Raw genomic sequence first — 20,290 nt, 5'->3', positions numbered from 1 at the left:
CCTTCCTTCCTACCCGTCAGCGCGCGCGCGTCCGGGGGTCGAGCCACACGTAAAGGATGTCCACGAGCAGGTTCGCGGCCAGCACGGCCAACGTGATGGTCAGGAAGATGCCCTGCATGAGCGGGTAGTCCTGATTGCGCACCGCCTGAATGAGCAGGTAGCCCTGGCCCGGGTAGGAGAAGACGATCTCGGTCAGCAGGGAGCCCGAGAGGACGAACCCCAGCGCCATCCCGAAGCCCGTGATGTTCGGCAGCAGGGCATTGCGGGCGGCGTAGTGGAACATGATGCGCTTCTGGGACAGGCCCTTGGCGTTCGCCATGGTGATGTAGTCCTCGGCGAGGATGCCCACCATCGTGCTGCGCATGCTGAGCATCCAGCCGCCGAGCGTCGCGATCACGATGGCTGACGCCGGTAGCACCAGGTGATGGAGCACGCTGAGGAGGAACTCACCGCTGAACGCGGGCGCGAGCATGTCGCTGTAGGCATGCCGCAGCGGGAAGGCGCCGAGCACGAACCCGAGCACGTAGAGCAGCACCATCGCCAGCCAGAAGTAGGGAAACGCCCCCAGGAAGACCAGCACCGGGGGCATCACCGAGTCCAGCCAGCCGCCACGCCTCCACGTGGCGACCACGCCGAGCCCCGTGCCCAGCACGAAGCTGATGACCACCGCGGCCCCAGCCAGGAGCATGGTCCAGCCCAGGCCCGTGGCGATCACATCCGTCACCTTCGCGGGGAAGTACGCCACGGAGAGTCCCAGCTCCCCCTGGAACAGGTGCCCCACGTAGGTGAAGTACTGCAGGTAGAGCGGCTCGTTCGTGAAGCCGAACGCGATGCGCAGGGCGTCGATCGCCTCGGGCTGAAGCTGGCCCGCGAAGCGCGCGAACATGATCGAGGCGGGATCCCCCGGCATGAGCCGGGGAATCAGGAAGTTCAGCGTGAGCGAGGCCCACGCCGCCACCGCGTACAGGCCCAGGTTGCGCAGGAGGTGTCGCACGGGAGCGGAGGGCCTTTACTTGGGCTTCACTTCGACCAGGACGAACAGGTTCTCGGGCGGGCTGTTCGGCGTGAGCTTCGCGTAGGGGTTGTCCTTGTTCGGGAAGTTCGTGAAGCGGCGCGTGCTGTACTCGCCCCAGGACGGGCCGGGGAACAGCGGGATGGCCGGCGCGTTCTGCACGAAGAACATCTGCAGCTGCCCGGCGATCTTCTTCTGCTCCGCGGGGTCATTCGTGGCCTCGAAGGCGTGCAGCAGCCCATCGGCCTCCTTGCTGCCGAAGCGGTTCCAGTTGCGCGCGGAGACCACGCCGATCGGGCGGAGCGTCTCGGTCCCCATCAGGTCGCGGTAGACGTGGTACGGCGTCGGCTCGTCCGACGTCCAGCCGATGCTGATGTCGTACTCGCCCTTCTGGATCCGCTCGAAGTAGGGGCTGAAGTCGTAGGTCTTCAGGCTGGCGTCGATGCCCACCTGCTTGAGGTTCTGGGCGATGAGCTGCACGGCGCGCACCCAGTCCGACCAGCCGGTGACGACGTTGATGTCGAACTTCATGGGCGTCTTGTCCGGCAGGGTGCGCATGCCGTTCTCGCCGCGCTTCAGGCCCGCCTCGTCCAGCAGGGCGTTGGCTTTGGCCTGATCGAACTTGGTCCAGTCACCCGCGGCCACGGCCTCGGGGCTGCGCCAGCGGTCGTGCGCGTCGCTGAGCGCCGTGGCGTCCGAGGGCCGCGTGTAGCCATACATGGCCACCTTGACGATCTGATCGCGGTCGATGGCCATGCTGATGGCCTTGCGCACGCGCACGTCGTCGAAGGGCTTCTTGGCGGTGTTCACGTAGAGCGTCGTCGTGTTGCCGACGAGCGGGAACCAGTAGTGGTTGTTCTCCTTGTCCTTGGCCACGAAGACGCGCTCGATGTCGGGCACGAAGCTGCCGGCCCAGTCCAGCTCGCCGGTGAGCAGCGCGAGGTTGGCCTGATCATTGCCGGGGTAGGCCGGGAAGCGCAGGCTCTCCACGGCGGGCTTGCCCTGCTGCCAGTAGTGCGGGTTGCGCCCCAGCTCGAAGATCTGGTTCTGGAACACCTTCACCTCGGTGAACGGGCCCGTCGCCACGGGCGTCTCGTTCGTGTAGGTGACCGGGTCCTGGACGTCCTTCCACTTGTGCTCCGGCACGATGGGCTGGTGGACGATGTAGACGAGGCCGGGCACGTAGGGACGCGTCAGGCTGAACTCGACCGTCGTGTCGTCCTTGGCCTGGACTCCCTCCAGGAAGCTCCACACCGCCGGGAAGTCCAAGGCCTTGTGCTTCTTGAGGAGCTCGAAGGTGAAGGCGACGTCCTTGGCCGTGAACGGCTGGCCGTCCGACCACTTCACGCCGGAGCGCAGGGTCAGCGTGAGCTTCTTGTTGTCCGGGCTCCACTCGCTCTTGGTGGCCAGCCAGGGCACGAACTCGCCCTTGAGCGTGTTGTAGACCATCAGCGGCTCGTAGACGCCCGCGCGCGTGGGCCAGCGCGCGGTGCCCGGAGCAATCAGGGGATTGAAGTTGCGGATCCACGAGGCCTGCTGCTCCTGGATGACCGTCATCGCCGTGGCCTTCACGGGGGCCGCGGCTGTGGTGGGAGCCGCCGGAGCAGGCTGCGCGCTCTCCTGGGGGCTCTTTGAACAGTGAGCGAGGCCTCCCAACGACATCAGAGACAGACACAGCATCAGCAGTCTGCGCGACATGAATCCCTCCGTTAGGAGCGCCTCGTATACGCCATTCACTGCAAGGCTTGAAAGCGCTCTCAAAAATTAGTTCTTCGACGCAAGGCGTTAATTGATGCAAGGCGTTATCGCTGTGGAGAGACGACGCAAAGCGTTATCGGCGCATGGCGTTATCAGCCCCGCGTGGCCAAAGCATATCAGCGCGGACGTGGAGGCACTGACCCCGGGAGTTCACGGGTGGGAGCTTCGTGGGCTCACTCCTTCGAGATGCCCGTCTTCTCTCGGAACCAGCTCGACGCGTTGAAGACCTGGACGTGCGTGTCTCCGGCCCCTGTCTCCACTCCCACGGAGAGTGGCCCCATCTTCACCAAGAAGATGGCATGGGGAGCGGCCCCGGTGCTCTCCGCCAATCCGTGCAGCAGGATCCCTTGGCCGTTGGCCAGCAACTTGTCCACCTTGAGGCCCTTCTCTCCCAGGGCTACCTGACCGGACAGGCCCAGGTTGTTGGCGGTGAGCAGCGGCTTCAGCACCCCGGGCAGCGCCCCTTTGTAGGTGAGGAGGGCTACGAACGGCGCGGCGTTGGAGAATTTCCCCGAGAAGCGTCCCTGCGCTGAAAGAGGAGACAGGTCGAGCGTGGCCTCCGGGAAGGTCAGCGTGCCCTCCCAGTTACGCTCCTCGTCCGAGCCGGTCCGCACGGAGACCTCTTGCAGCTGGACCTGGCTTCCGTGCAGCGCCACCTTCCCACTTTGAAGAGAGAGCTTCCGCGCGTCGGCTGTCACGTGGACATGCCCTTTCATCTTCGCGCCACCCCAGGTGGTCTGCAGAGCCTTCGCCTGGAACTCGAGGTGGGCATCCGCGGGGAGTTCATCGAGGCGAGGCGTGTCCGCTCCCAGCAGCAGGAGCAGTTCGGGCGCCTCCATGGCCAGCCCCTCGACTCCGTCTACGCGCGCGGGTCCCAGCGTGAGCTTGAGCCCGAACCGGTCCTTGCCGTCTTCGTGGGTGTACACGTCCGAGTAGAACTGCCAGGGCGCTTTCAGCCGCAGGGCACCGAGCGAGAACAGGAGCGGCTCCGCCGAGCCTTTGATCACCGTGCCCTTGGCGAGCCGGCCTTCCTTCACGTGGAGGTCCACCTCCAACTTCCCCGCGCCGCCCTTCAACGAGATGCCCGCGAGCCGAGAGGTGAGCGAGGACAGCTCCTGGAAGGTGGGGTGGGTGGCAGTGAACTGGAGTCGGCCTCCTGTCAGGCCGGTGATGAGGTCGAGCCCATGCTCCGCATCCTTGCGCTGGGTCTCGAGGCTGAACTCTCCCGAGCCCTGGTCGATGTTCGCGATCTTGGCGTCCGCGTAGGCCAGCTCGCCGGGGCCAAGGTGCACCTTCGCGTCCCGGACGGAGACGCGGTGCCCGGGTACCACCTCCAGGCTCCCGGAGGCCGTGGTGATCCCCGTGAGCCGCACGGCCTTCACGGCCACCTCGTGGACCTGCTGGACGTGGATGCCATGCAGGAACAGCTTCCAGGGATTTTCGGGAGGTGGACCCTTGGGCTTGTCGCCCTCCGTCTTCTCGGGGCCCGAGTGGACCTGGACGCTCAGCCCGCGAACGTCCAACGAATCGGCGCTCAGCGTCCGATTGAACAGGGAGATCACGGACAGGTTCACCCGCACGTCATCCATCGCCAGCTGCCAGGAGATGCCGTTCTCGGACTGCTGGCCCACCTTCAGGTCCCGGACATGGACACGGCCGGGCACCAGGCTCCAGGCCCGGCTCCACTCCACCTTGGGGCGTCCGTGGGTGAAGTGGTTGATCACCGTGGCCAGCAGGCCCGTGAGGAGCACGGCGTTGTAGAGCACCTCCAGGACGAGCACGGCCCCTAGGGTCCAGAGGAGGGGACGGCGCCAGCGGGCCGGGGGGCGGGAGAGCTCTGGGAGGTGGGGGCTGGGCATCGGGTCCTTGAGGGAGGAGCCATGCTCGCAGTCCGTGTGAGGCCTCGCTCCGTTATTGAGGAGCGAGTGTCCTCCGGGTGAAAGAGTCCCCGGTGCCGCTGCCTCGCGGGGATTGGGATATGAGGCGCACCTGCTCCATGGACCCCTTCGCCGCGAAGTCTCCCACTTGGAAGGTGCTGCTCGTCGCAGGAGTGGGGTTCGTCCTGCTCGATGTGTACTCGTACCTGCCGGTGCTGTTGAGCGGAGGCCCGGGGATGTTCGTTGCGGTGGGCGTCTCCTTCTTCTTCCTCGCCCACGCATGGGGACGGCTCACCGGAGCGGGTGGGTTGCGCGGCTACGGCTTCTTCCGGCACATGGGCTGGGGACGCAACCTCGCGCTGGGCTTCGCGGCCGGGTTCGCGGTCAAAGGGCTCGCGTATGGCGTGGAGTGGGCGCTGGGAGGCTTCCGCTTCGAGGGCTTCATCGACTTCGCGCCCTTGGCCGTGCTGCTCGCACAGGCGCTGGTCGGGATGTTCTTGTCCTCAGCGATGGATGACGTGCTCATTCGCGGGTACGTCTTCCGGCACCTGTCGCCGCTCCTACCCTCGAGAGCACTCATTTTCGTGACAACGGTGCTCTACATCCTCAACCACGCCGTCTACGCGCAGATGACGTTGCTCAACTGCGCCCTGTGGGCCGCGCTGGGTCTTGCCTTCGCGCTGGCCTTGGCTCGCACGGGCTCGCTGTGGCTGTCCATCGGTCTGCACTGGGGCGGCAACGTCATGTACCGCGTGCGCAGCGGCTTTGACCCCCAGCAGGGAGGCATGGTGCGGCTCACCGAGCTGCCTCAGCCGGAGTGGTTCGGCTGGCTGAGCGTGGGGGCCATGGTGCTCATGCTCGTGGCCACGTTCCCGCTCAGCCGCTTCTCGGCGAAGGTGGAGCCCACGACGGGGAGCGGTTCTTAACTGGAAGAGGCTGCCAGCAGGCTTTGCAGCCGATCGCGAAGCTCCGCCAGTTCCGGACAGACCGAGAGCAGCGACGACCAGCGCGTGGGCAACTCGCGCATGGCGTGCTTGCGTCCCTTGCCCACCTCCGTCAGCCAGCCCTTCTCCCGTAGGAAGGGTTCGGCGTAGCGCTCCTTGGGGTCACAGTCGGAGCGGACCTCGGGCCATCGGCCACTCAGCTCCTCGCGGTGGAGCGCGAGCATCCACACCTCAACCTCCTCGACCGCCAGGCATGCCACGAGCCGACGTGGGTGCTCAGCCTCACGCTCTGCTGCGCACTCCACATTCTTCATGCGGTTGCAGTCCCGATCCACCATCACGAGGAAGAGATCCACCATGGGGTTCTCGGTGACAATGTCCGCGAGAACCTTCTGGGAAAGCGCCTCGTCAACGCCCGAGAGATGCGGATCCTGGAGCACGTCGATGCGTGCCTTGCGCCCGAGGTCCCGGAAGAGTGCCTCGGCGATGGGCTTGAGGATGTACTGATCGAGCGTGGGGTCCTCGGGGATGACGAGGACCTTCACAGCGCACGCTCCAGCCAGCCCGTCGAGAAGAGGCGGTCGATGCTGGAGCGGGGCAAAACCTCGGTGAAGTGGGGGAGGTCCTCGAACCGGCGGAGCACCGTGCCCGGCTGGTCTGGGCTGCGGGCGCAGAGGACAGCGTTCTTCAGCGCCTCGGGGGACAAGGACTGCAGGACTTGGGGGGAGTGTGTGGTGGCGATGACCTGGATGCCGCGCTCACGCGCCGCTGACTCCAGGGCCTCGACGAGCAGGTGGATGCGCTGGGGATGCAGGCCCGTTTCAGGTTCCTCCAGCATGAGAATGCTGCCCGGAGGCGCGGTCCGCAGAGCGACGAGGGTGCCGAGGAAGCGCAGCGTTCCATCGGAGAGGCTCCGGGCCGGGGTACGCGTTCCGTCCTTCTCGATGAGGACGAGCATGACGTCACCCAGCTCTGTTGAGATGAAGTCGAGGTCCTGGAGCTCCGGGGCGCACAGCTCCGACAGCCAGTCCACCCACTCCTGACGGGCGCCTTCCTCGAAGCACAGCTTCCAGAGTACAGCGGAGAGATTTTCTCCTTCCGCGCCGAGCTCCTTCTCCTGCTGCTGCGAGTAGTCGCGCATCCGCTCGGGTGTGATGTTGAGGAACACCGAGGTTTGCAGTGCGAGGTGGACAAGACGCACCGCCTTGGGCATCTCCACCTCGATCACTTGGTTCTTAGGCTGCACTTTTGTCCGCACGCTGTGGATAAAGGAGGCGTCATACAGAAAGCTCCTATCGGGTGGTGCGGCACTGGGCATTTTGTACTTGTTACCTAAGATGGCCGTTTTCCCCCCTTTGCCGTCGGCGATGACCTCGAACGCTGTGGCGCCCTCTGCTCCGGTATTGAATGATTCAGGAAGAATGAGCGGTTGCGGCTCCGTCGAGATGGTGAGCCGGTGAGTCCATTCTTTGCCCTCCAAGGCCCACTTGAGAGACAAGTCCGTCTGGCGATGACCGCTGCGGATCAGCCCAGCCATTCCACCCCGAAGTCCCTTCCAAACTTCGCGTCCGGCCTCCCGTCGGCCCTGAACAGCCTCCCCAAGTGAGAACCCGAGCCCCAGTCCCTGCATCAGCCGGATGGCATCCAGGAGGTTGCTCTTGCCTGATGCGTTCGCTCCAACGAGCACCGTCAGCGGCGCGAACTTCACCTCCGCGTCGGCAAAGCTCTTGAAATCCTTGAAGCGAATCGAACTCAGCATGGCCTCAACCTACAGCACCCCTATCCGTCGTTCATCCGCGTACTTGCTCGGGCCGCTGAATCGTTTCGTTCTCGGCTCCCAACGGTCGGCAGCGGCCCTCCAGATGCTGGTGGCCGAGAATACCGGTCAGGGAGGCGTTGTCGTTCCGGACTCCTGGGGGGCCTCGGGGAGTGTGCGGTCCGAGGCCTCCGGAGAAGCGGCGTAGAGGCGGACGGCCTCCTGGCTGTCTGCGGGAGCGATTTTCTGGCTGCCTTCCGGAGCCTTTGCGCTGGCCACGGGCGTGCTGCCGATGGCGAAGATGCCCGAGGCAGGCAGTTCCTCGAAGTTCTCCGGCGGCTGGTCGGCGGTGCAGTCGATGAATCGGTCCAGCACGTAGAGCAGCGCCTTCTGGCGCTGCTGGCTGGAGATCTCCATGGCCGCCTTCGCGGAGTCCCCCGTGAGCTCCGCCACCTGCTTGGACTGAGCTCCCAGGGACTCCGGAGTGGAAGCAATCACCGTCTGCGTGAGCACCTTGTAGCCCACCACCCAGTGACGCTCGGCCCGCGCTCGCTTCGTGAGGATGTCCGCAGGATCATCGAGCGTTTTGGGCGCCCCAGCCGTTAGCGCACCGATGGCCCCCACCAAGGCGGAGGCCCGGCGGGAGGAGGTCTTCGTCAGGAACGCGGCGGCGATGCTGCCCGCAGCACCCGCACTGGCTCCCAGCAGCACCAGCACGTCCGACAGGTTCATGGCGCTCTGGGCGCGCGTGCGGTCCCGGTTGAGGCGCTCGACGCAGGCCTGGGCGTTGCTCCGGAGGCGGGCGTCCAGCTTCGCCGGGAGTTGAACTTCCGACGGGCCCACGCTGCGGCACCCGGCGGCACCCGCTCCCACAGCAGCAAGGAACAGCAAGTGGCGGACTCGGCTCATAGGCGCAGTCTCCCAGATACCCGTGAGACGTGCGCGGCTCCCGTGTCTTCACGCCGCCCGGCGCACCGCCTCCATCAGGGCCTCCAGGTCCGCGTCCGTTGTTAACGGGTTGATGAGGGTGGTGCGCAGATAGACACCTTTCGGCAGGGTGGTCTGCACCAGGTAGAAGTCGCCCCGGGTGATGAGCTGCTCACGCAGGCGGGACTGGAGCGCGTCCCACTCCGACGCCGGCAGCCCCTTCGGCGTGTGCCGGAAGCAGACGATGTTGCAGTCCGGCGGCACCGCCACCTCGAAGTCCCCCGAGGCCTGGAGGCGCTCGGCGAAGCGGCGCGAGAGCTCGAATGTTTCCGTCACGTACTCCGAGAAGAGGCGCGTGCCCAGCAGGCTCAGGCACGTGTAGAGCTTGAGCGCCATCATCTCCTTGGTGCACTCCAGCGTGCGCAGTCCCACGTCGTGCCAGCGCCGCGTGTCCTGGCCCTGGAAGAGGTAGCTGGCCTCCTGCGCGAAGGCCTCGGAGGAGCGGCTGGCCTCGCGGAAGAGCACCGCCGTCACCAGCGCGGGCACCATCATCATCTTGTGCGCGTCCCACACCACCGAGTCCGCGCGCTCGATGCCCTTCACCTGCGCGCGGTACCGGGGGCTCAGCACCGCCGAGGCCCCGTGGGCTCCGTCCACGTGGAACCAGAGGCCGTGGCGCTCGCAGAAGTCCGCCACCGCGTCGAGCGGATCAAACGCCCCCGTCGCAGTAGAACCGGCACTGGCCACCACGGCGATGGGCTTGCGTCCTGCCCGGGTGGCGGCCGCGAGCGCACCTTCCAGCGCATCCGGGCGGAGCCGGAAGTTCGCGTCCACGGGCACGGGGGTGACGCCTCCCGCGCCCCAGCCCATCACCTTCGTGGAGCGGGCGATGCAGTAGTGCGCCGTCTCCGCGACGAGCACCGTGAGGGGCGGGCCCGCGGTGGAACCACCGCTCCACGCGTCATACCCGGCCTTGGCCTGGCGCGCCGCGAGCAGCGCGGTGAGGTTGCCCGCGGATCCGCCCGAAGTGAGCACTCCGCCCGCGCTCTCCGGCAGGCCGAGCTGTCCGGCCATCCAGCGCACCACGTTGTGCTCCATGGCGGTGGAAACCGGCCCCATCTCGTACACCGCCATGCCGTTGTTGAGCAGCGCGGAGACGAAGTCACACAGCGCCGCCAGCGGCAGGGGCGACGACACCTGGTGCCCCACGTAGCGCGGGTGGTGCAGGTGATGGGAGTGGGTGAGCACCCGCTCCATGAAGGAGGAGAACTCTCCAGTGGGCTCCTCAGGGAACGTCCCCGGGAAGCGGGCCACGTTCTCCGCCGGAGGCGCCCACGGAAGCACGGGGAGCCCTTCACCTCGGGTGGCGCGCGCCAGGTAGTCGGCGAGCTGATCCACCAGCTGGTGCCCCTGGCGGCGGAAGTGCTCGGCGTCGTAGGCGGCGGCGGCACGGTCTCGGAAGGTCTGCATGGCGGCGCACCGTAGACCGGGGGACGCCCGTGGAAAACCGGAGCCCGCGAGCATGGCTGCTTCGGGCATACTGAGGCTTCCATGAGACACATCATCCTCGCGGGAGGAATCCTCGCGTTGACCGGATGCGGCGCGCTGAAGCCCGAGGCCCGTCCCGAGCCCGAGGTGGCCTTCACCTGCCGGGGCCGTCCCCCGCCGCCGCGCAGCTCTGTCTCCCACTCCAATGCACCCGTGGGCCGCCTGGAGCTGAAGCGCCTGTCTCCCGAGCCCGAGCCTCCTGCCTCGGCTCCGGAGGGTGCGCCCGCCACGCCGGCGGGTTCCAACAGCTCCGTGGGAGTGAGGTTGCCGGAGACCCGCTTCCGGCTTATCGCCGAGGCGGCGCCTCTGGGGGCGCTGGGGGCCGCGATGGCCAGTGAGTTGGGCATGAGCGTCGTCGTGGCCGCACCGCTGGTGGACCTGCGCGTCTCGCTGGCGCTGCCGGACACGGATACCGCCCGGCTCCTCGGGCTGCTGCGCGCCCACTATGGCGTGGGCAGTACCTACAACCAGGGCGTGCTCTCGTTGGAGGAGCGTGAGGAATTACTCGAGCGGCTCCTGCTGGTGGAGCCCGCTCCGCTCATCACTCAGCTCATTCCGGTGGAAGGGCTGCCCGCGGCCCAGATTGCCAGCGCCTGGTGCGAGCAGGCGGCGAGCTCCCGGGGAATGGCCTCCGTTGTGGGCAAGCACCTGCTCGTGAAGGACTCGGAGGAACGGATCCGCATCCTCGGGCGCATGATTGGGGCCCTGCAGGGAACCCAGTCCCTCACCGAGGGCCAGCCGGACGACGAACGTCCGGAGGAGTCCCCTGGAGTGGACCTGGAGCCCTGACTTCGCGGATGGGAACAGGCCGGGCGGCCCATTGGGATTGGCGCTCGCTCCGGCCTGTCACTATTTATCCAGGTACGGGTGCACCCCGGGTGTGCCCGCTGACCACCCAGAAGGAGGCCACTCCATGGCCGACGCGAAGATCACCATCACGTACTGCAACGCCTGAGGCTACAAGCCTCGAGCCGTCCGTGCGGCGGTTGCCCTGAAGGAGGAGTTGCAGCTGGACTCAGAGCTGAAGCCTGGCCCGTCGGGAAGCTTCGACATCGCCGTGAACGGCAAGACGGTCTGGAAGAAACAAACCGTCGCGTTCCCCACGGAGAAGGAGGTCATCGACGCAGTGTCCAAAGAGCTTGGACGCTGAGCCAGGGAGGAAGAGAGCCCTTGGACCTCTGGGGGCCTCTCGCTTGAGTCCCAACCCCGACGCACCTTGCACTGTGCCGGAGGTGACACATGGCTTGGTGGGACTCGCCGGTGGAGCGACGCTCCATCCAAACGGGAATGCAGGTGCGAACGCAGGACGGCCAGCGGCTGGGGCGGGTGATGCTCATTGGCCGCGAGGTGATGTACGTGCGGCCCTGGGGCTTCTCGCGCAGGCGCAAGGAGTTCGCAGTGCCGCTCTCGCGGGTGACGGCGGTGACGGGTGGGCACGTGTCCGTTCAGGGCTCTCCGTCCGAGCTGCACGAGCCCGTGGGGGACCGGTACTTCCATGACATTCCCACGCATATCCACCCGCTGGCCGAGGCCGCCAACACCGGACACGCCCACGACTGAGCCTCACGGGATTGCGGCGGCCGGGCCGGATTTGTGGTTCAAAGGAGGGCCATGTCCTCCCTTGAAGCGCTGTCCCAGAAGGTGTCCGAGGCGTTTGCCGACCGGACGAAGCTGAAGGAAGCCGATCATGTGGCCGCCGTGCGCGAGACGCTGGCGCGCCTGGACGCGGGCGAGCTGCGCGTGGCCGAGAAGGGCCCGGAAGGTTGGCGCGTCAACGCCTGGGTGAAGGAAGCCATCCTCCTATTCTTCGCCGTGTCGGAGATGCAGGTGATGGAGGTAGGCCCCTTCGAGTTCCACGACAAGGTGCCGCTGAAGAAGAACCTGCAGGCCGCCGGCGTGCGCGTGGTGCCCCCGGGCGTGGTGCGCTACGGCGCCTTCGTGGAGAAGGGCGCGGTGGTGATGCCGGGCTACGTGAACATCGGCGCGCGCGTGGGCTCGGGCACCATGGTGGATACGTGGGCCACGGTGGGCAGTTGCGCTCAAGTGGGCCGCAACGTCCACCTGTCTGGTGGCGTGGGCCTGGGTGGGGTGCTCGAGCCGCCCACCGCCTCGCCCGTTATCATCGAGGATGGAGCCTTCATCGGCAGCCGCTGCATCGTCGTCGAGGGCGTGGTGGTCGAGGAGGAGGCGGTGCTTGGTGCCAACGTGGTGCTCACCGCATCCACGCAGATCATCGATGTCACCGGCCCCGAGGAGCGCATCCACAAGGGTCGCGTGCCCGCTCGCAGCGTGGTCATCCCCGGAATGCGCGAGAAGCAGTTCCCTGCCGGGAAGTATGGCGTGCCCTGCGCGTTGATCATCGGCCAGCGGACGAAGAGCACTGACCAGAAGACCAGCCTCAATGCCGCATTGAGAGACTTCGCTGTTCCCGTGTAGGTGGGACGGGAAATCCATCGGTTCGTGACGGCCGTAGAGGGAGTGACGACCGAGGAAGTGTGATGAGATATGGCCCACCTGGACGACATTCTGCCGGAGCTGCTGCTGGGGACGGTGGACCCGTCGGCCCGGCAGGCGGCTGAACAGCACCTCGCGGGCTGTGAGCAGTGCCGCGCGGAGGTGGTCCGGTTGTCGCCTGGGGTGGAGGGGCTGGCGGCCCTGGTGGTGCCCAGCAAGCCCCCGCCAGGAGTGCTCGCGCGGGTGGTGGCCGAGATGGAGGGGCCTGGGCGCTTTGCCCGCTTCTCCGAGAAGGTCGCCGCGTTCTTCGACCTCACGCGCGAGCGGACGCGGGCGCTGCTGGAGTCCTTGAGTGACCCGGACGCATGGATGCCGGGCCCCGTGGAGGGGGTGCAGTTGATGCCGGTGGAGACGGGGCCGGCGAAGTCCGGGATGCTGGCGGCCTTCGTCCGGCTGGCGCCCGGCGTGCGCTTCCCGCGGCACACCCACCACGGTCATGAGTGGAACCTGGTCCTCGAGGGTGGGTTCCGCGAGGACTCGGGAAACGAAGTCTGGCCTGGCGAGCTCCTGGAGAAGGAGTCGGGCAGCGCGCACGACTTCGTGGCCATTGAGGGACCCGCCTGCATCGCCGCCGCCCTCATCGACGGAGTGACGAGCTTCGACTAAGCAGCAGGGGTATGGCCAACGGGAAGATAGCGGGGAGCGCGGGTCCCAGTCAGAAGCCGGAGAAGAACCTCCAGGGATTGGTGCTCCCGGTCCTCTCGCAGCCTGAGCAGCCCGAAGAGGTTCAGGAGCTCTATCGCATCGTCGTGGACAAGGGCCGCGAGGCGATGGGTTGGTACTCGCGCAACATGGCGATCCGGAAGACGTGGGGCCAGCGGCTGCGCATGCTGGCCATCTTTCTGACCGCGCTGGCCAGCGTCACGCCCATCCTGGTGCAGCTGCTCCCTAACGAGCAGGCCTACCAGAAGTGGGGCCTGCTGGCCTCCGTGTTCGCGGTGATGGGCGCCACCTGCGTCGGTCTGGATAACTACTTCGGCGCCTCCTCAGGGTGGATGCGCTACGTGTCCGCCTATCAGGAGATCAACTCGAAGCTGGAGGCCTTGCAGTTCGGCTGGGCCCGGCTGGCATTGATGTCACCCACGATGCCCAAGGAGCAGCGGCTCACCGCGGTGCTGGATCTGCTCCAGGCCTTCATCATCGACGTCAACGCGACGGTGAGGCAGGAGACGCAGGACTGGATGGCTGAGTTCAAGGGCCACCTGGCGGTGCTGGAGCAGCGGATGGACGCGCAGCGCACCGCCCTGGCTGCCGCGCCCTCGGCCGCCTACGGCGCCATCAAGGTCCAGGTCGACGGCAGCGACAACCTCCGGGACAGCCGGTGGCGGGTGGTGCTCGGCACGGGCAAGGAAATCGAGGGCACGGGCTCCAGCATTGGCGTGGCGACGACGCTGGGCCCGGGGCTGCTGAGCCTGCGCCTGGAAGCCTTGCTGAAGGACGGCCGGCCGCTCGTGACGGAGGACGTGACGATCATCAAGGCGGGCGAGGTGACCCTCCACGTGTTCCAGGTGCACTGAGCCGGGGACAGGTCTATGGTGCGCGGCGCTCTTCATGACCGCTCAGCTCGCCGCGCGCCTCGCCCAGTCCACGCTCACCCTGTGCCGTATCCCCAGTCCTATCGGGCAGGAAGGTCCGCTCGCTGATCATGTGGAGCGGTGGGCGCTCGAGCGCTTCCCTCGCGAGTCCGTGATTCGGGTCGGGCACTCGATGGTCGTGGGCCGACTGGATGACCCGCGGCCCACCGTGGCGCTCGTGGGACACCTGGACACGGTGCCCGCGCATCCGAGCGATGGTCCCGCGCGCATCGAGGGCGAGCGGGTGTTCGGGCTGGGCGCGTCGGACATGAAGGGCGGGCTGGCGGTGATGATGGCGCTGGCCGAGGACCTGCCGCTGAGAGAGCTGCCGGTGAACCTCGCGTTGATCCTCTATGAGCGCGAAGAGGGCCCGTATCTGGAGTCCGGCCTGGGGCCGCTCTTCGAGAAGCGGCCGGACCTGAAGCGGGTGAGCTTCGGCATCGCCATGGAGCCGACGGATGGGGTGGTGCAGGTGGGGTGCGTGGGGACGCTGCACGCGACGCTGAAGTTCTCGGGGCGCAGCGCGCACTCGGCGCGGCCGTGGCAGGGAGAGAACGCCATCCACAAGGCGGGCCCGCTGCTGACGGAGTTGCTCGGGCGCGAGCGCGTGGAGGTGGTGAACTCAGGCTTCTCCTTCTTCGAGGTGATGAGCGTGACGCTGGCCCACGGTGGCCGGGCGCGCAACGTGGTGCCGGACACGCTGGAGCTGAACCTCAACTACCGGTTTGCCCCGGGCAAGTCGCTGGAGCAGGCGCAGGCGGATGTGCGGGCGCTGGTGGCGGGCCGGGTGGAGGTGTCGTTCACGGACCTGTCCCCGAGCGGGCGGGTGTGCGCGGACAACCCGCTGTACCGGCGGCTCCTGGCGGCGACGGGGCTCCCTGCGGCGTCGAAGCAGGCGTGGACGGATGTGGCCCGCTTCGGCGAGTGGGGCGTGGACGCGGTGAATTACGGGCCGGGTGAGACGGCGCAGGCCCACCAGGCCAACGAGAGCGCCCCCATCCCCGGGCTGGCGGTGGCGTACGAGAAGCTCGCCGCGTTCTTGCGCGAAGCCCGGTAGGGCCGCCGTACCCCTTGGGTGGTACATCCTCGGGAGGCCCCCCTGAATACTGTCTCCTGGCTGGCGCAAGACCGCCGCCAACCAAGGAGGCTGGGTGCTCGAGGAGTACCGTGTAGGGCGATTCTCCCTCTCACTGCCGCCGACCGTGCGGCGGGCATGGCAGGAGCACAGGATCCTCTCCTCCGTGCACTTCCGAGAGGTGGAGTGGACCGCAGCCAATGGCTACAAGCAGGCCTGGAGCGACTGGCTCCGGAAGCTGGCTGAGCGGCGGTTGCCCGTGGGCGCTCGGGAGCTCCTCATCGAGCAGCGTGACATTGCTCCCCGGTGCCACGGTGTGCTGGCCCATGACAGCGAGGACGATGTGAACCAGAAGACCTGGTTCGCGCTGCTGGACGCGGGCACGCACGGTGTCTGGATGGAATGCGCTCAGGATCCGCAAGTCCCGGAGCAGGCGCTGTCGCGGCTCGAGATGGTGGCGCACTCCTATCGCTCGTTCGAGCTACGGGCCACTCCTCCGCCCGAGGGTTGGTTCTATCTGGAGCGTGGGGCGGTCACCCTCCCGCCGCTGGGCGTCGAGCAGGTCCTCGTGCAGTTCGAGGAAGTCCCTCTGGATCTGAGGATGGAGCTGGGCAGCCGCCCCGCGGCCGAGGCCGATCCAGAGGGTGGGCTCATGCACCGTCTGCAGCGCGCGTTGGCCTTGGGGCTCCACGGAGCGCGGGAAGTCACTGTCGTTCGGACAGGACCTCGCCAGGTCGCGGGCTTCGAGGGAGAAGAGCTGATCATCCTGGTGAAGGAGGGGAGCGAAGAGCGCCTGACCTGGGGCTGGGAGTACCCAGGATTGGCGGGAGATCCCTGCGCTCCATGTATCGAGCTCACCATGCACTCGACGGCCCGCGAGCGGACGGTCAAGGCTCGCCTCTGGGACGAGACGCTGGAGTCCGTGCGCCACCTGCTCCCGGTCTCCCGGGTGGATTGGATGGAGCCCCTCTGAGGGGCTGTCTGGGCTGTTACTTCTTCTTCTCGGGCGGCTTGGGGATGGCGGCCAGGGCCTCGGCCTTCACCCAGGCGTGCCATGCGGCGGCGGACAGGGTTGTGGCCTCCGGCTGGAGGACGGCCGCGAGGACCAGCTCGCGCAGGGGTTGGATGATGGCGAACTCCACCTGTCCCTGGGGACGCGCGGCCTCGTTGATGCGCTGGAGCGCCTCTTCACGCCAGCCCACGCGCGGTGCCGTGCCACTCCTTATAGAGGAGAGTGCTTCCTGTCCCGTCTGGGCCAGCGCCAGCAGCCCCTCTCCCAGCGGGCGGACCTCGTGCAGGGCGGGTGAGCGCTCCAGCAGGTGTGACAGCTCGGGGTGGAGCTCGCGCCACTGGCTGAACGCCTGGGTCAGCCGCTCCGCGTTCCGAGCGAACCGGGGCGCGTCGCTCAGCAGCTCATCGACGGAGGTCCTCAGTGCCCGGGCCTCCGGGCTCTCCGGCCGTGCCGCATCCACGAGCCGCGTCAACGGCATGCCCTGGGTGGCGGCCTGGAACTGCACGGGCCGATCGTAGAACTTCACCGGCTCCACCAGCTCCGCCAGGACGCGCAGCGGGCCCGGGTTGGCTGCGCCCGCGAGCCGGCGCAGGAGCACCTCACGGGTGCGCTCGTGCAGGAGTCCATGCTCCTCCAGCTGCACGCGCAGGAGCTCCAGCCGGCGGTACATGTCCTGGACATCCGTCACCTCGCGCGGCGACCACAGCCGCTCGGCGACGGCGGCCAGCCGAGGCCAGATGCGCGAGTCGATCGTCTCGGTGTCCGCGAACTCGGACCACATGCAGGCCTCGCCGCCGAGGACTCGCGGGGCGTCCTTCTCGCGGACGGAGGTCTCGGGGGGCTTGAACTGGAAGCGGTGGTACCAGGAGACGGGGATCCAGCGGTTGGCCTCCTCGGCCATTCGCTTTCCATCCGCGGGCAGCGGGTCCACTGTGTAGTGGAGGCCCGCAGGCAGCATGTGGTCCAGGTAGTAGCCCCACGAGAGGATGCCCGCGTACCCCTGCTTCGCGCTCTCCGCGAGTGCCTTGGGGCCTCGCCACGTCTGGACGACTGCATCCTTTGGGAGGGTGGGGTGGAGGATCTCGTCCCAGCCCATCATGCGCTTGCCGTGCTTCTGGAGGATCTTCGCGACGCGGTCTCCGAAGTACGTTTGGAGCGCGTGCGAGTCGGCGAGGCCTCGGCTCGCCATGAAGGACTGGATGGCGGGGTTCACCCGCCAGTGGTTGCCCGTGTTCTCGTCCCCGCCGATGTGCATCCAGGCATCGGGGAACAGCTCCGCCATCTCGCCGAGGAAGGCGTCGAGGAACGGGTACACCTCCTCGCGCGTGGGGTCGAGCGTCGGGTCGAAGATGCCCCACTTGCGCTCGATGGAGTACGGGCCTGGGACGCTCGCCAGCTCCGAGTGGCCCACGAGCCAGCTCGTGACGTGGCCCGGCATGTCGAACTCGGGCACGACGCGGATGCCCCGGTCGGCGGCGTAGGCGATGAGCTCGCGCAGCTGCTGCTGGGTGAAGTAGAGGCCATCCGAGCCCAGCTCGTGGAGGCGGGGGAAGCGGCGGCTCTCGACGCGGAAGCCCTGATCATCGGTGAGGTGCAGGTGGAGCACGTTGAGCTTCACTGCCGCCATGCCATCGAGGTTGCGCTTGAGCACCTCCAGCGGCAGCCAGTGGCGGCTGACGTCGATGAGCAGCCCTCGCCAGGGGAAGCGCGGCCGGTCGGAGAGGGCCACGGCGGGCAGGAACCAGCCGTCTCGGTCTCCCTGGAGAAGCTGAAGGAGGGTCTCGATGCCTCGCAGGGCGCCGACGACTTGAGCGGCTCGGAGCGTCGCGCGGTTCCCGTCCACTTCGAGCGTGTAGGACTCGTCGTCTCCCAGGGTGGGGAGTGGGTTTCCCGGTGACTTCACCTCGACGAGCAGGGTGGCCTTCTCGGGCTCGGTGGGCTCGCGCGAGAGGGTCAGGCCTGTGCGTCCTTCGAGGCGCCGGAGCATGCGCTGGAGGGCGGTCTCCAGCCGGCGGTCCACGGGGCCTCGCACGCTGAGGGAGAACGCGGCGGTGAGGGGTAGGCGTCCTTCTCGGAACTGGAGCGAGGCAGGGACTGGCATCAACCCATGCGAGCGGGAGACGCCGCTGGGAGTGGCAGGAGCGGCTGCAGTCCAGGTGCTCCATAGCAGGACGCCCAGGAGCATCCATTGGTGCCATCGCGTGTGCGTCATCGGTGCCCCTTCGCGGTCTCTATGGATTTGCGCCAGCGCGCGGCCAGGGCCAGGAGTACGCCGCACAGCAGCGCTGTCCCTGCACCCACAAGCCGTACCGTCAACTGCTCGCCGAGCAGCAACACTCCGCCCGTGGCCGCGAGCACAGGCACCGAGAGCTGGATAATGGCGGCTCGGGTCGCCGTGAGGTGCGGTAGCGCCGCGTACCACAGGCTGTAGCCCACGCCCGACGCGAGCGCTCCCGAGGCGATGGCGAGCACCACGCCCCGAGGGGTGGCATGCGGTGCGCTCTGAAGTGCGGTGCTCACAGCTGACAGTGCCAGGGCCAGGGGAACACTGAGCAGGAAGTTCTGGGCCGTGGCCGCGAGCGGGTGGGTGCTTCCGCGCCCTCGCAGTGAGTACACGCCCCAGGCGACTCCGGCTCCGGCCATCAACGCCGCGCCTACGAAGTCCGGAGCCGTGGCACCGGGAGCCGCCAGTCCCACGAGCCCACCGAGCGCCAGCAGCAGCCCTGCCCACTCGAGGGGTCTCGGGCGTTCGCCCCGCACGAGCCCCGTGCCGAGCATCGTCGCCTGCACGCACCCGAAGAGAAGCAGGGCGCCCACGCCCGCGGGGATGCGCATGTACGCGAGAGAGAAGCCCGCAGCGTAGGTGAACAGCGCCAGGGCCGAGCCCCACGAGCCGCCCTGATAGCGCCCTCCGCGCAACCGCAGCAGGAGGCCCAGCATGAGGGCACCGGACACCAGCCGCACTCCAGTGAAGCTCGCCGCGTCGATGAAGCGCCCGCCACCGGCCAGCGCGGCCCGGCACAGCAGCGAGTTGGCCGCGAACCCTAAGAGCGCCAAGACCGTGAAGAGGGTCGTCCTCATGTGAGGCCACGAGTCTCCCAGGATCCCGTTCCCGCCGTCAGCATGAACCGGCCACCGTCCACCTCGGTGGATTCACCGTCCACGGGGAGAGACGCGAATCTGCGATGGAGTCACGGACGACCTCCTCGTGCGCTTGGCAGTACGGGGACTTGGAGCGTCGTGACGCTGGCACACGACGTGCTGAGTCGTGCCCTGCATGCCGGGCCCTCATGACTTGTTGGTGCGCTACACCTTCGACCACCCAGAGCGGGCGGCGGCGGAGTTGCGCGCGGTGTTGCCACCGGAGGTGGTGGCGCAAGTGGACTGGAGCAGCCTGCATCGCGAGTCAGGGAGCGTGGTGGACGCGGAGCTGCGGGAGCGCCAGAGCGATCTGCTGTTCTCAGCGCGGCTGCATGGGGGAGAGCCGCTGCTGCTCTATCTGTTGCTGGAGCACCAGTCGTCCGTGGACAAGTGGATGGCGTTCCGAATGCTGCGGTACGTGATGCGGCAGCTGGAGCGTTGGCTTCAGGAGCACCCGGAGAGCGACACGCTGCCGGTCATCTTGCCTGTCGTCATGTACCACGGGTCGGAGGGACGGTGGACGGCGGCGCGGCGAATGGAGGAGTTGTTCCAATTGCCCAGTGAGGCTTCGGAGATCTGGCGCGAATTGGTGCCGCGCTTCGAGTACCGGCTGGACAACTTGACGGCTGAGAGGGAGGAGGCCTTGCGAGCTCGGGCTGCTCCACCGGTGGTGGTGCTGACGTGGCTGCTGCTGCGCTCGGGCGCCTCTGAACAATTGGCCTTGCTGCTGGAGAACTGGCGCCCGGTGTTGGCGGAAGTGTTGGTCTCTCCGGAAGGGCAGGAAGGTCTGCGCGCTGCAGCACATTACCTGCACAGGGTAGGGGCCGAGGGAGCCCTGGACGCTCTGTGGAGCGTGTTAGATTCAATGAGCAAGGAACAGCGAGCGGAGGAAACGAAGATGCCCTTTAAAACACCGGCCCTCGAAGAAGCACGCGTCAAAGGAGTGGCCGAAGGGGAAGCTCAAGGGCGCTCGGCGTACCTGCTGCGGATCCTGACCTCACGAGGCATTGCCTTGGACGAAGGCACCCGCCAGAGAATCCTGGCCTGCAGGGACTTGGCGACCTTGGACCTATGGTTCGAGAGGGCTCTGAAGGCCACTCGCCTCTCGGACCTACCAGGCCTTGAGGAGCTTGAGCAGAACGGGTGAACCAC

Annotated in this window: 18 protein-coding genes and 1 pseudogene; 10 read left to right on the top strand and 9 right to left on the bottom strand. The window is 67.4% G+C overall.

Features of this window, described 5'->3' with window-relative positions:
- Positions 1-16 precede the first annotated feature (16 nt).
- From DB31_RS41655 to DB31_RS41645, 3 genes are all read right to left on the bottom strand, one after another.
- Positions 17-994 carry an ABC transporter permease gene (locus DB31_RS41655; RefSeq protein WP_044198842.1) on the bottom strand — a complete coding sequence of 326 codons (978 nt, stop codon included), beginning with the start codon at positions 992-994 and terminating at the stop codon, positions 17-19.
- Between the two features lie 15 nt (positions 995-1,009).
- A complete protein-coding gene (locus DB31_RS41650; RefSeq protein ID WP_044198840.1) occupies positions 1,010-2,710 on the bottom strand; it encodes an ABC transporter substrate-binding protein in 1,701 nt (566 codons plus the stop codon).
- A gap of 233 nt (positions 2,711-2,943) precedes the next feature.
- Positions 2,944-4,551 carry an AsmA family protein gene (locus tag DB31_RS41645; RefSeq protein ID WP_240487224.1) on the bottom strand — a complete coding sequence of 536 codons (1,608 nt, stop codon included), beginning with the start codon at positions 4,549-4,551 and terminating at the stop codon, positions 2,944-2,946.
- Between the two features lie 215 nt (positions 4,552-4,766).
- Between DB31_RS41645 and DB31_RS41640 the strand changes: the two genes are divergently transcribed.
- A complete protein-coding gene (locus tag DB31_RS41640; protein WP_044198838.1) occupies positions 4,767-5,573 on the top strand; it encodes a CPBP family glutamic-type intramembrane protease in 807 nt (268 codons plus the stop codon).
- On the opposite strand, the gene DB31_RS41635 is transcribed toward DB31_RS41640, so the two are convergent.
- The 4 genes from DB31_RS41635 to DB31_RS41620 all read right to left on the bottom strand — a co-directional run bounded on the left by DB31_RS41635 (position 5,570) and on the right by DB31_RS41620 (position 9,744).
- The gene (locus tag DB31_RS41635) at positions 5,570-6,136 is read right to left on the bottom strand and encodes a hypothetical protein (RefSeq protein WP_044198837.1); all 567 of its coding nucleotides are present in this window, start codon (positions 6,134-6,136) and stop codon (positions 5,570-5,572) included. The genes DB31_RS41640 and DB31_RS41635 overlap by 4 nt on opposite strands.
- Positions 6,133-7,350: an AAA family ATPase gene (locus tag DB31_RS41630; RefSeq protein WP_044198836.1), complete on the bottom strand. Its 1,218-nt coding sequence runs from the start codon at positions 7,348-7,350 to the stop codon at positions 6,133-6,135. Before DB31_RS41630 ends, DB31_RS41635 begins: the two co-directional genes overlap by 4 nt.
- Before the next feature lie 126 nt (positions 7,351-7,476).
- Positions 7,477-8,256 carry a hypothetical protein gene (locus DB31_RS41625; protein ID WP_044198835.1) on the bottom strand — a complete coding sequence of 260 codons (780 nt, stop codon included), beginning with the start codon at positions 8,254-8,256 and terminating at the stop codon, positions 7,477-7,479.
- A gap of 48 nt (positions 8,257-8,304) precedes the next feature.
- A complete protein-coding gene (locus DB31_RS41620; protein ID WP_044198833.1) occupies positions 8,305-9,744 on the bottom strand; it encodes a pyridoxal phosphate-dependent decarboxylase family protein in 1,440 nt (479 codons plus the stop codon).
- Positions 9,745-9,825: 81 nt separating this feature from the next.
- Between DB31_RS41620 and DB31_RS41615 the strand changes: the two genes are divergently transcribed.
- From DB31_RS41615 to DB31_RS41585, 8 genes and pseudogenes are all read left to right on the top strand, one after another.
- Positions 9,826-10,611 (top strand): hypothetical protein, encoded by a 786-nt coding sequence (locus tag DB31_RS41615; protein ID WP_044198832.1) that lies wholly within the window; start codon positions 9,826-9,828, stop codon positions 10,609-10,611.
- Positions 10,612-10,789: 178 nt separating this feature from the next.
- Positions 10,790-10,972: pseudogene (locus DB31_RS47405) on the top strand (Rdx family protein); the annotation flags it as partial.
- An 89-nt stretch (positions 10,973-11,061) separates the two neighbouring features.
- Positions 11,062-11,382, top strand: coding sequence for a hypothetical protein (locus tag DB31_RS41610; RefSeq protein WP_044198830.1), 321 nt, complete (start codon positions 11,062-11,064; stop codon positions 11,380-11,382).
- Between the two features lie 51 nt (positions 11,383-11,433).
- Positions 11,434-12,258, top strand: coding sequence for a 2,3,4,5-tetrahydropyridine-2,6-dicarboxylate N-succinyltransferase (locus tag DB31_RS41605; protein WP_044198829.1), 825 nt, complete (start codon positions 11,434-11,436; stop codon positions 12,256-12,258).
- A 69-nt stretch (positions 12,259-12,327) separates the two neighbouring features.
- Positions 12,328-12,942, top strand: a complete 615-nt coding sequence (locus DB31_RS41600; protein WP_044198827.1) for a dimethylsulfonioproprionate lyase family protein — start codon at positions 12,328-12,330, stop codon at positions 12,940-12,942.
- 11 nt (positions 12,943-12,953) lie between these two features.
- A complete protein-coding gene (locus DB31_RS41595; protein ID WP_044198826.1) occupies positions 12,954-13,853 on the top strand; it encodes an SLATT domain-containing protein in 900 nt (299 codons plus the stop codon).
- A 34-nt stretch (positions 13,854-13,887) separates the two neighbouring features.
- Positions 13,888-14,967: a succinyl-diaminopimelate desuccinylase gene (dapE, locus tag DB31_RS41590; RefSeq protein WP_044198824.1), complete on the top strand. Its 1,080-nt coding sequence runs from the start codon at positions 13,888-13,890 to the stop codon at positions 14,965-14,967.
- A gap of 184 nt (positions 14,968-15,151) precedes the next feature.
- Complete coding sequence (locus tag DB31_RS41585) at positions 15,152-15,958, top strand: T6SS immunity protein Tli4 family protein (RefSeq protein WP_157232414.1); 807 nt, start codon at positions 15,152-15,154, stop codon at positions 15,956-15,958.
- A gap of 16 nt (positions 15,959-15,974) precedes the next feature.
- Here the strand turns inward: DB31_RS41585 and DB31_RS41580 are convergent, their stop codons facing one another.
- On the bottom strand, positions 15,975-18,209 hold the full coding sequence (locus tag DB31_RS41580; protein ID WP_083969197.1) for a beta-N-acetylhexosaminidase: 2,235 nt from the start codon (positions 18,207-18,209) through the stop codon (positions 15,975-15,977).
- Positions 18,206-19,078, bottom strand: a complete 873-nt coding sequence (locus DB31_RS41575; protein WP_044198822.1) for a DMT family transporter — start codon at positions 19,076-19,078, stop codon at positions 18,206-18,208. Before DB31_RS41575 ends, DB31_RS41580 begins: the two co-directional genes overlap by 4 nt.
- A gap of 196 nt (positions 19,079-19,274) precedes the next feature.
- Here DB31_RS41575 and DB31_RS45780 point away from each other — a divergent pair, with 196 nt between their 5' ends.
- Entirely contained in the window at positions 19,275-20,285 is a 1,011-nt protein-coding gene (locus DB31_RS45780) for an Rpn family recombination-promoting nuclease/putative transposase (protein ID WP_052420663.1), read from the top strand.
- Positions 20,286-20,290 lie beyond the last annotated feature (5 nt).

The sequence above is a fragment of the Hyalangium minutum genome, assembly GCF_000737315.1.
Taxonomy (GTDB): domain Bacteria; phylum Myxococcota; class Myxococcia; order Myxococcales; family Myxococcaceae; genus Hyalangium; species Hyalangium minutum.
This window is presented reverse-complemented; position numbering and strand designations above follow the sequence as displayed.

What these genes read in the sequence shown, in the direction of transcription:
- DB31_RS41600 (WP_044198827.1), top strand. Translation starts at nt 12,328, where the DNA reads ATGGCCCACCTGGACGACATTCTGCCGGAGCTGCTGCTGGGGACGGTG.
- DB31_RS41620 (WP_044198833.1), bottom strand. Translation starts at nt 9,744, where the DNA reads ATGCAGACCTTCCGAGACCGTGCCGCCGCCGCCTACGACGCCGAGCAC.
- DB31_RS45780 (WP_052420663.1), top strand. Translation starts at nt 19,275, where the DNA reads ATGCCGGGCCCTCATGACTTGTTGGTGCGCTACACCTTCGACCACCCA.
- DB31_RS41595 (WP_044198826.1), top strand. Translation starts at nt 12,954, where the DNA reads ATGGCCAACGGGAAGATAGCGGGGAGCGCGGGTCCCAGTCAGAAGCCG.
- DB31_RS41640 (WP_044198838.1), top strand. Translation starts at nt 4,767, where the DNA reads ATGGACCCCTTCGCCGCGAAGTCTCCCACTTGGAAGGTGCTGCTCGTC.
- DB31_RS41580 (WP_083969197.1), bottom strand. Translation starts at nt 18,209, where the DNA reads ATGACGCACACGCGATGGCACCAATGGATGCTCCTGGGCGTCCTGCTA.
- DB31_RS41630 (WP_044198836.1), bottom strand. Translation starts at nt 7,350, where the DNA reads ATGCTGAGTTCGATTCGCTTCAAGGATTTCAAGAGCTTTGCCGACGCG.
- DB31_RS41625 (WP_044198835.1), bottom strand. Translation starts at nt 8,256, where the DNA reads ATGAGCCGAGTCCGCCACTTGCTGTTCCTTGCTGCTGTGGGAGCGGGT.
- DB31_RS41615 (WP_044198832.1), top strand. Translation starts at nt 9,826, where the DNA reads ATGAGACACATCATCCTCGCGGGAGGAATCCTCGCGTTGACCGGATGC.
- DB31_RS41610 (WP_044198830.1), top strand. Translation starts at nt 11,062, where the DNA reads ATGGCTTGGTGGGACTCGCCGGTGGAGCGACGCTCCATCCAAACGGGA.
- dapE (WP_044198824.1), top strand. Translation starts at nt 13,888, where the DNA reads ATGACCGCTCAGCTCGCCGCGCGCCTCGCCCAGTCCACGCTCACCCTG.
- DB31_RS41650 (WP_044198840.1), bottom strand. Translation starts at nt 2,710, where the DNA reads ATGTCGCGCAGACTGCTGATGCTGTGTCTGTCTCTGATGTCGTTGGGA.
- DB31_RS41605 (WP_044198829.1), top strand. Translation starts at nt 11,434, where the DNA reads ATGTCCTCCCTTGAAGCGCTGTCCCAGAAGGTGTCCGAGGCGTTTGCC.
- DB31_RS41575 (WP_044198822.1), bottom strand. Translation starts at nt 19,078, where the DNA reads ATGAGGACGACCCTCTTCACGGTCTTGGCGCTCTTAGGGTTCGCGGCC.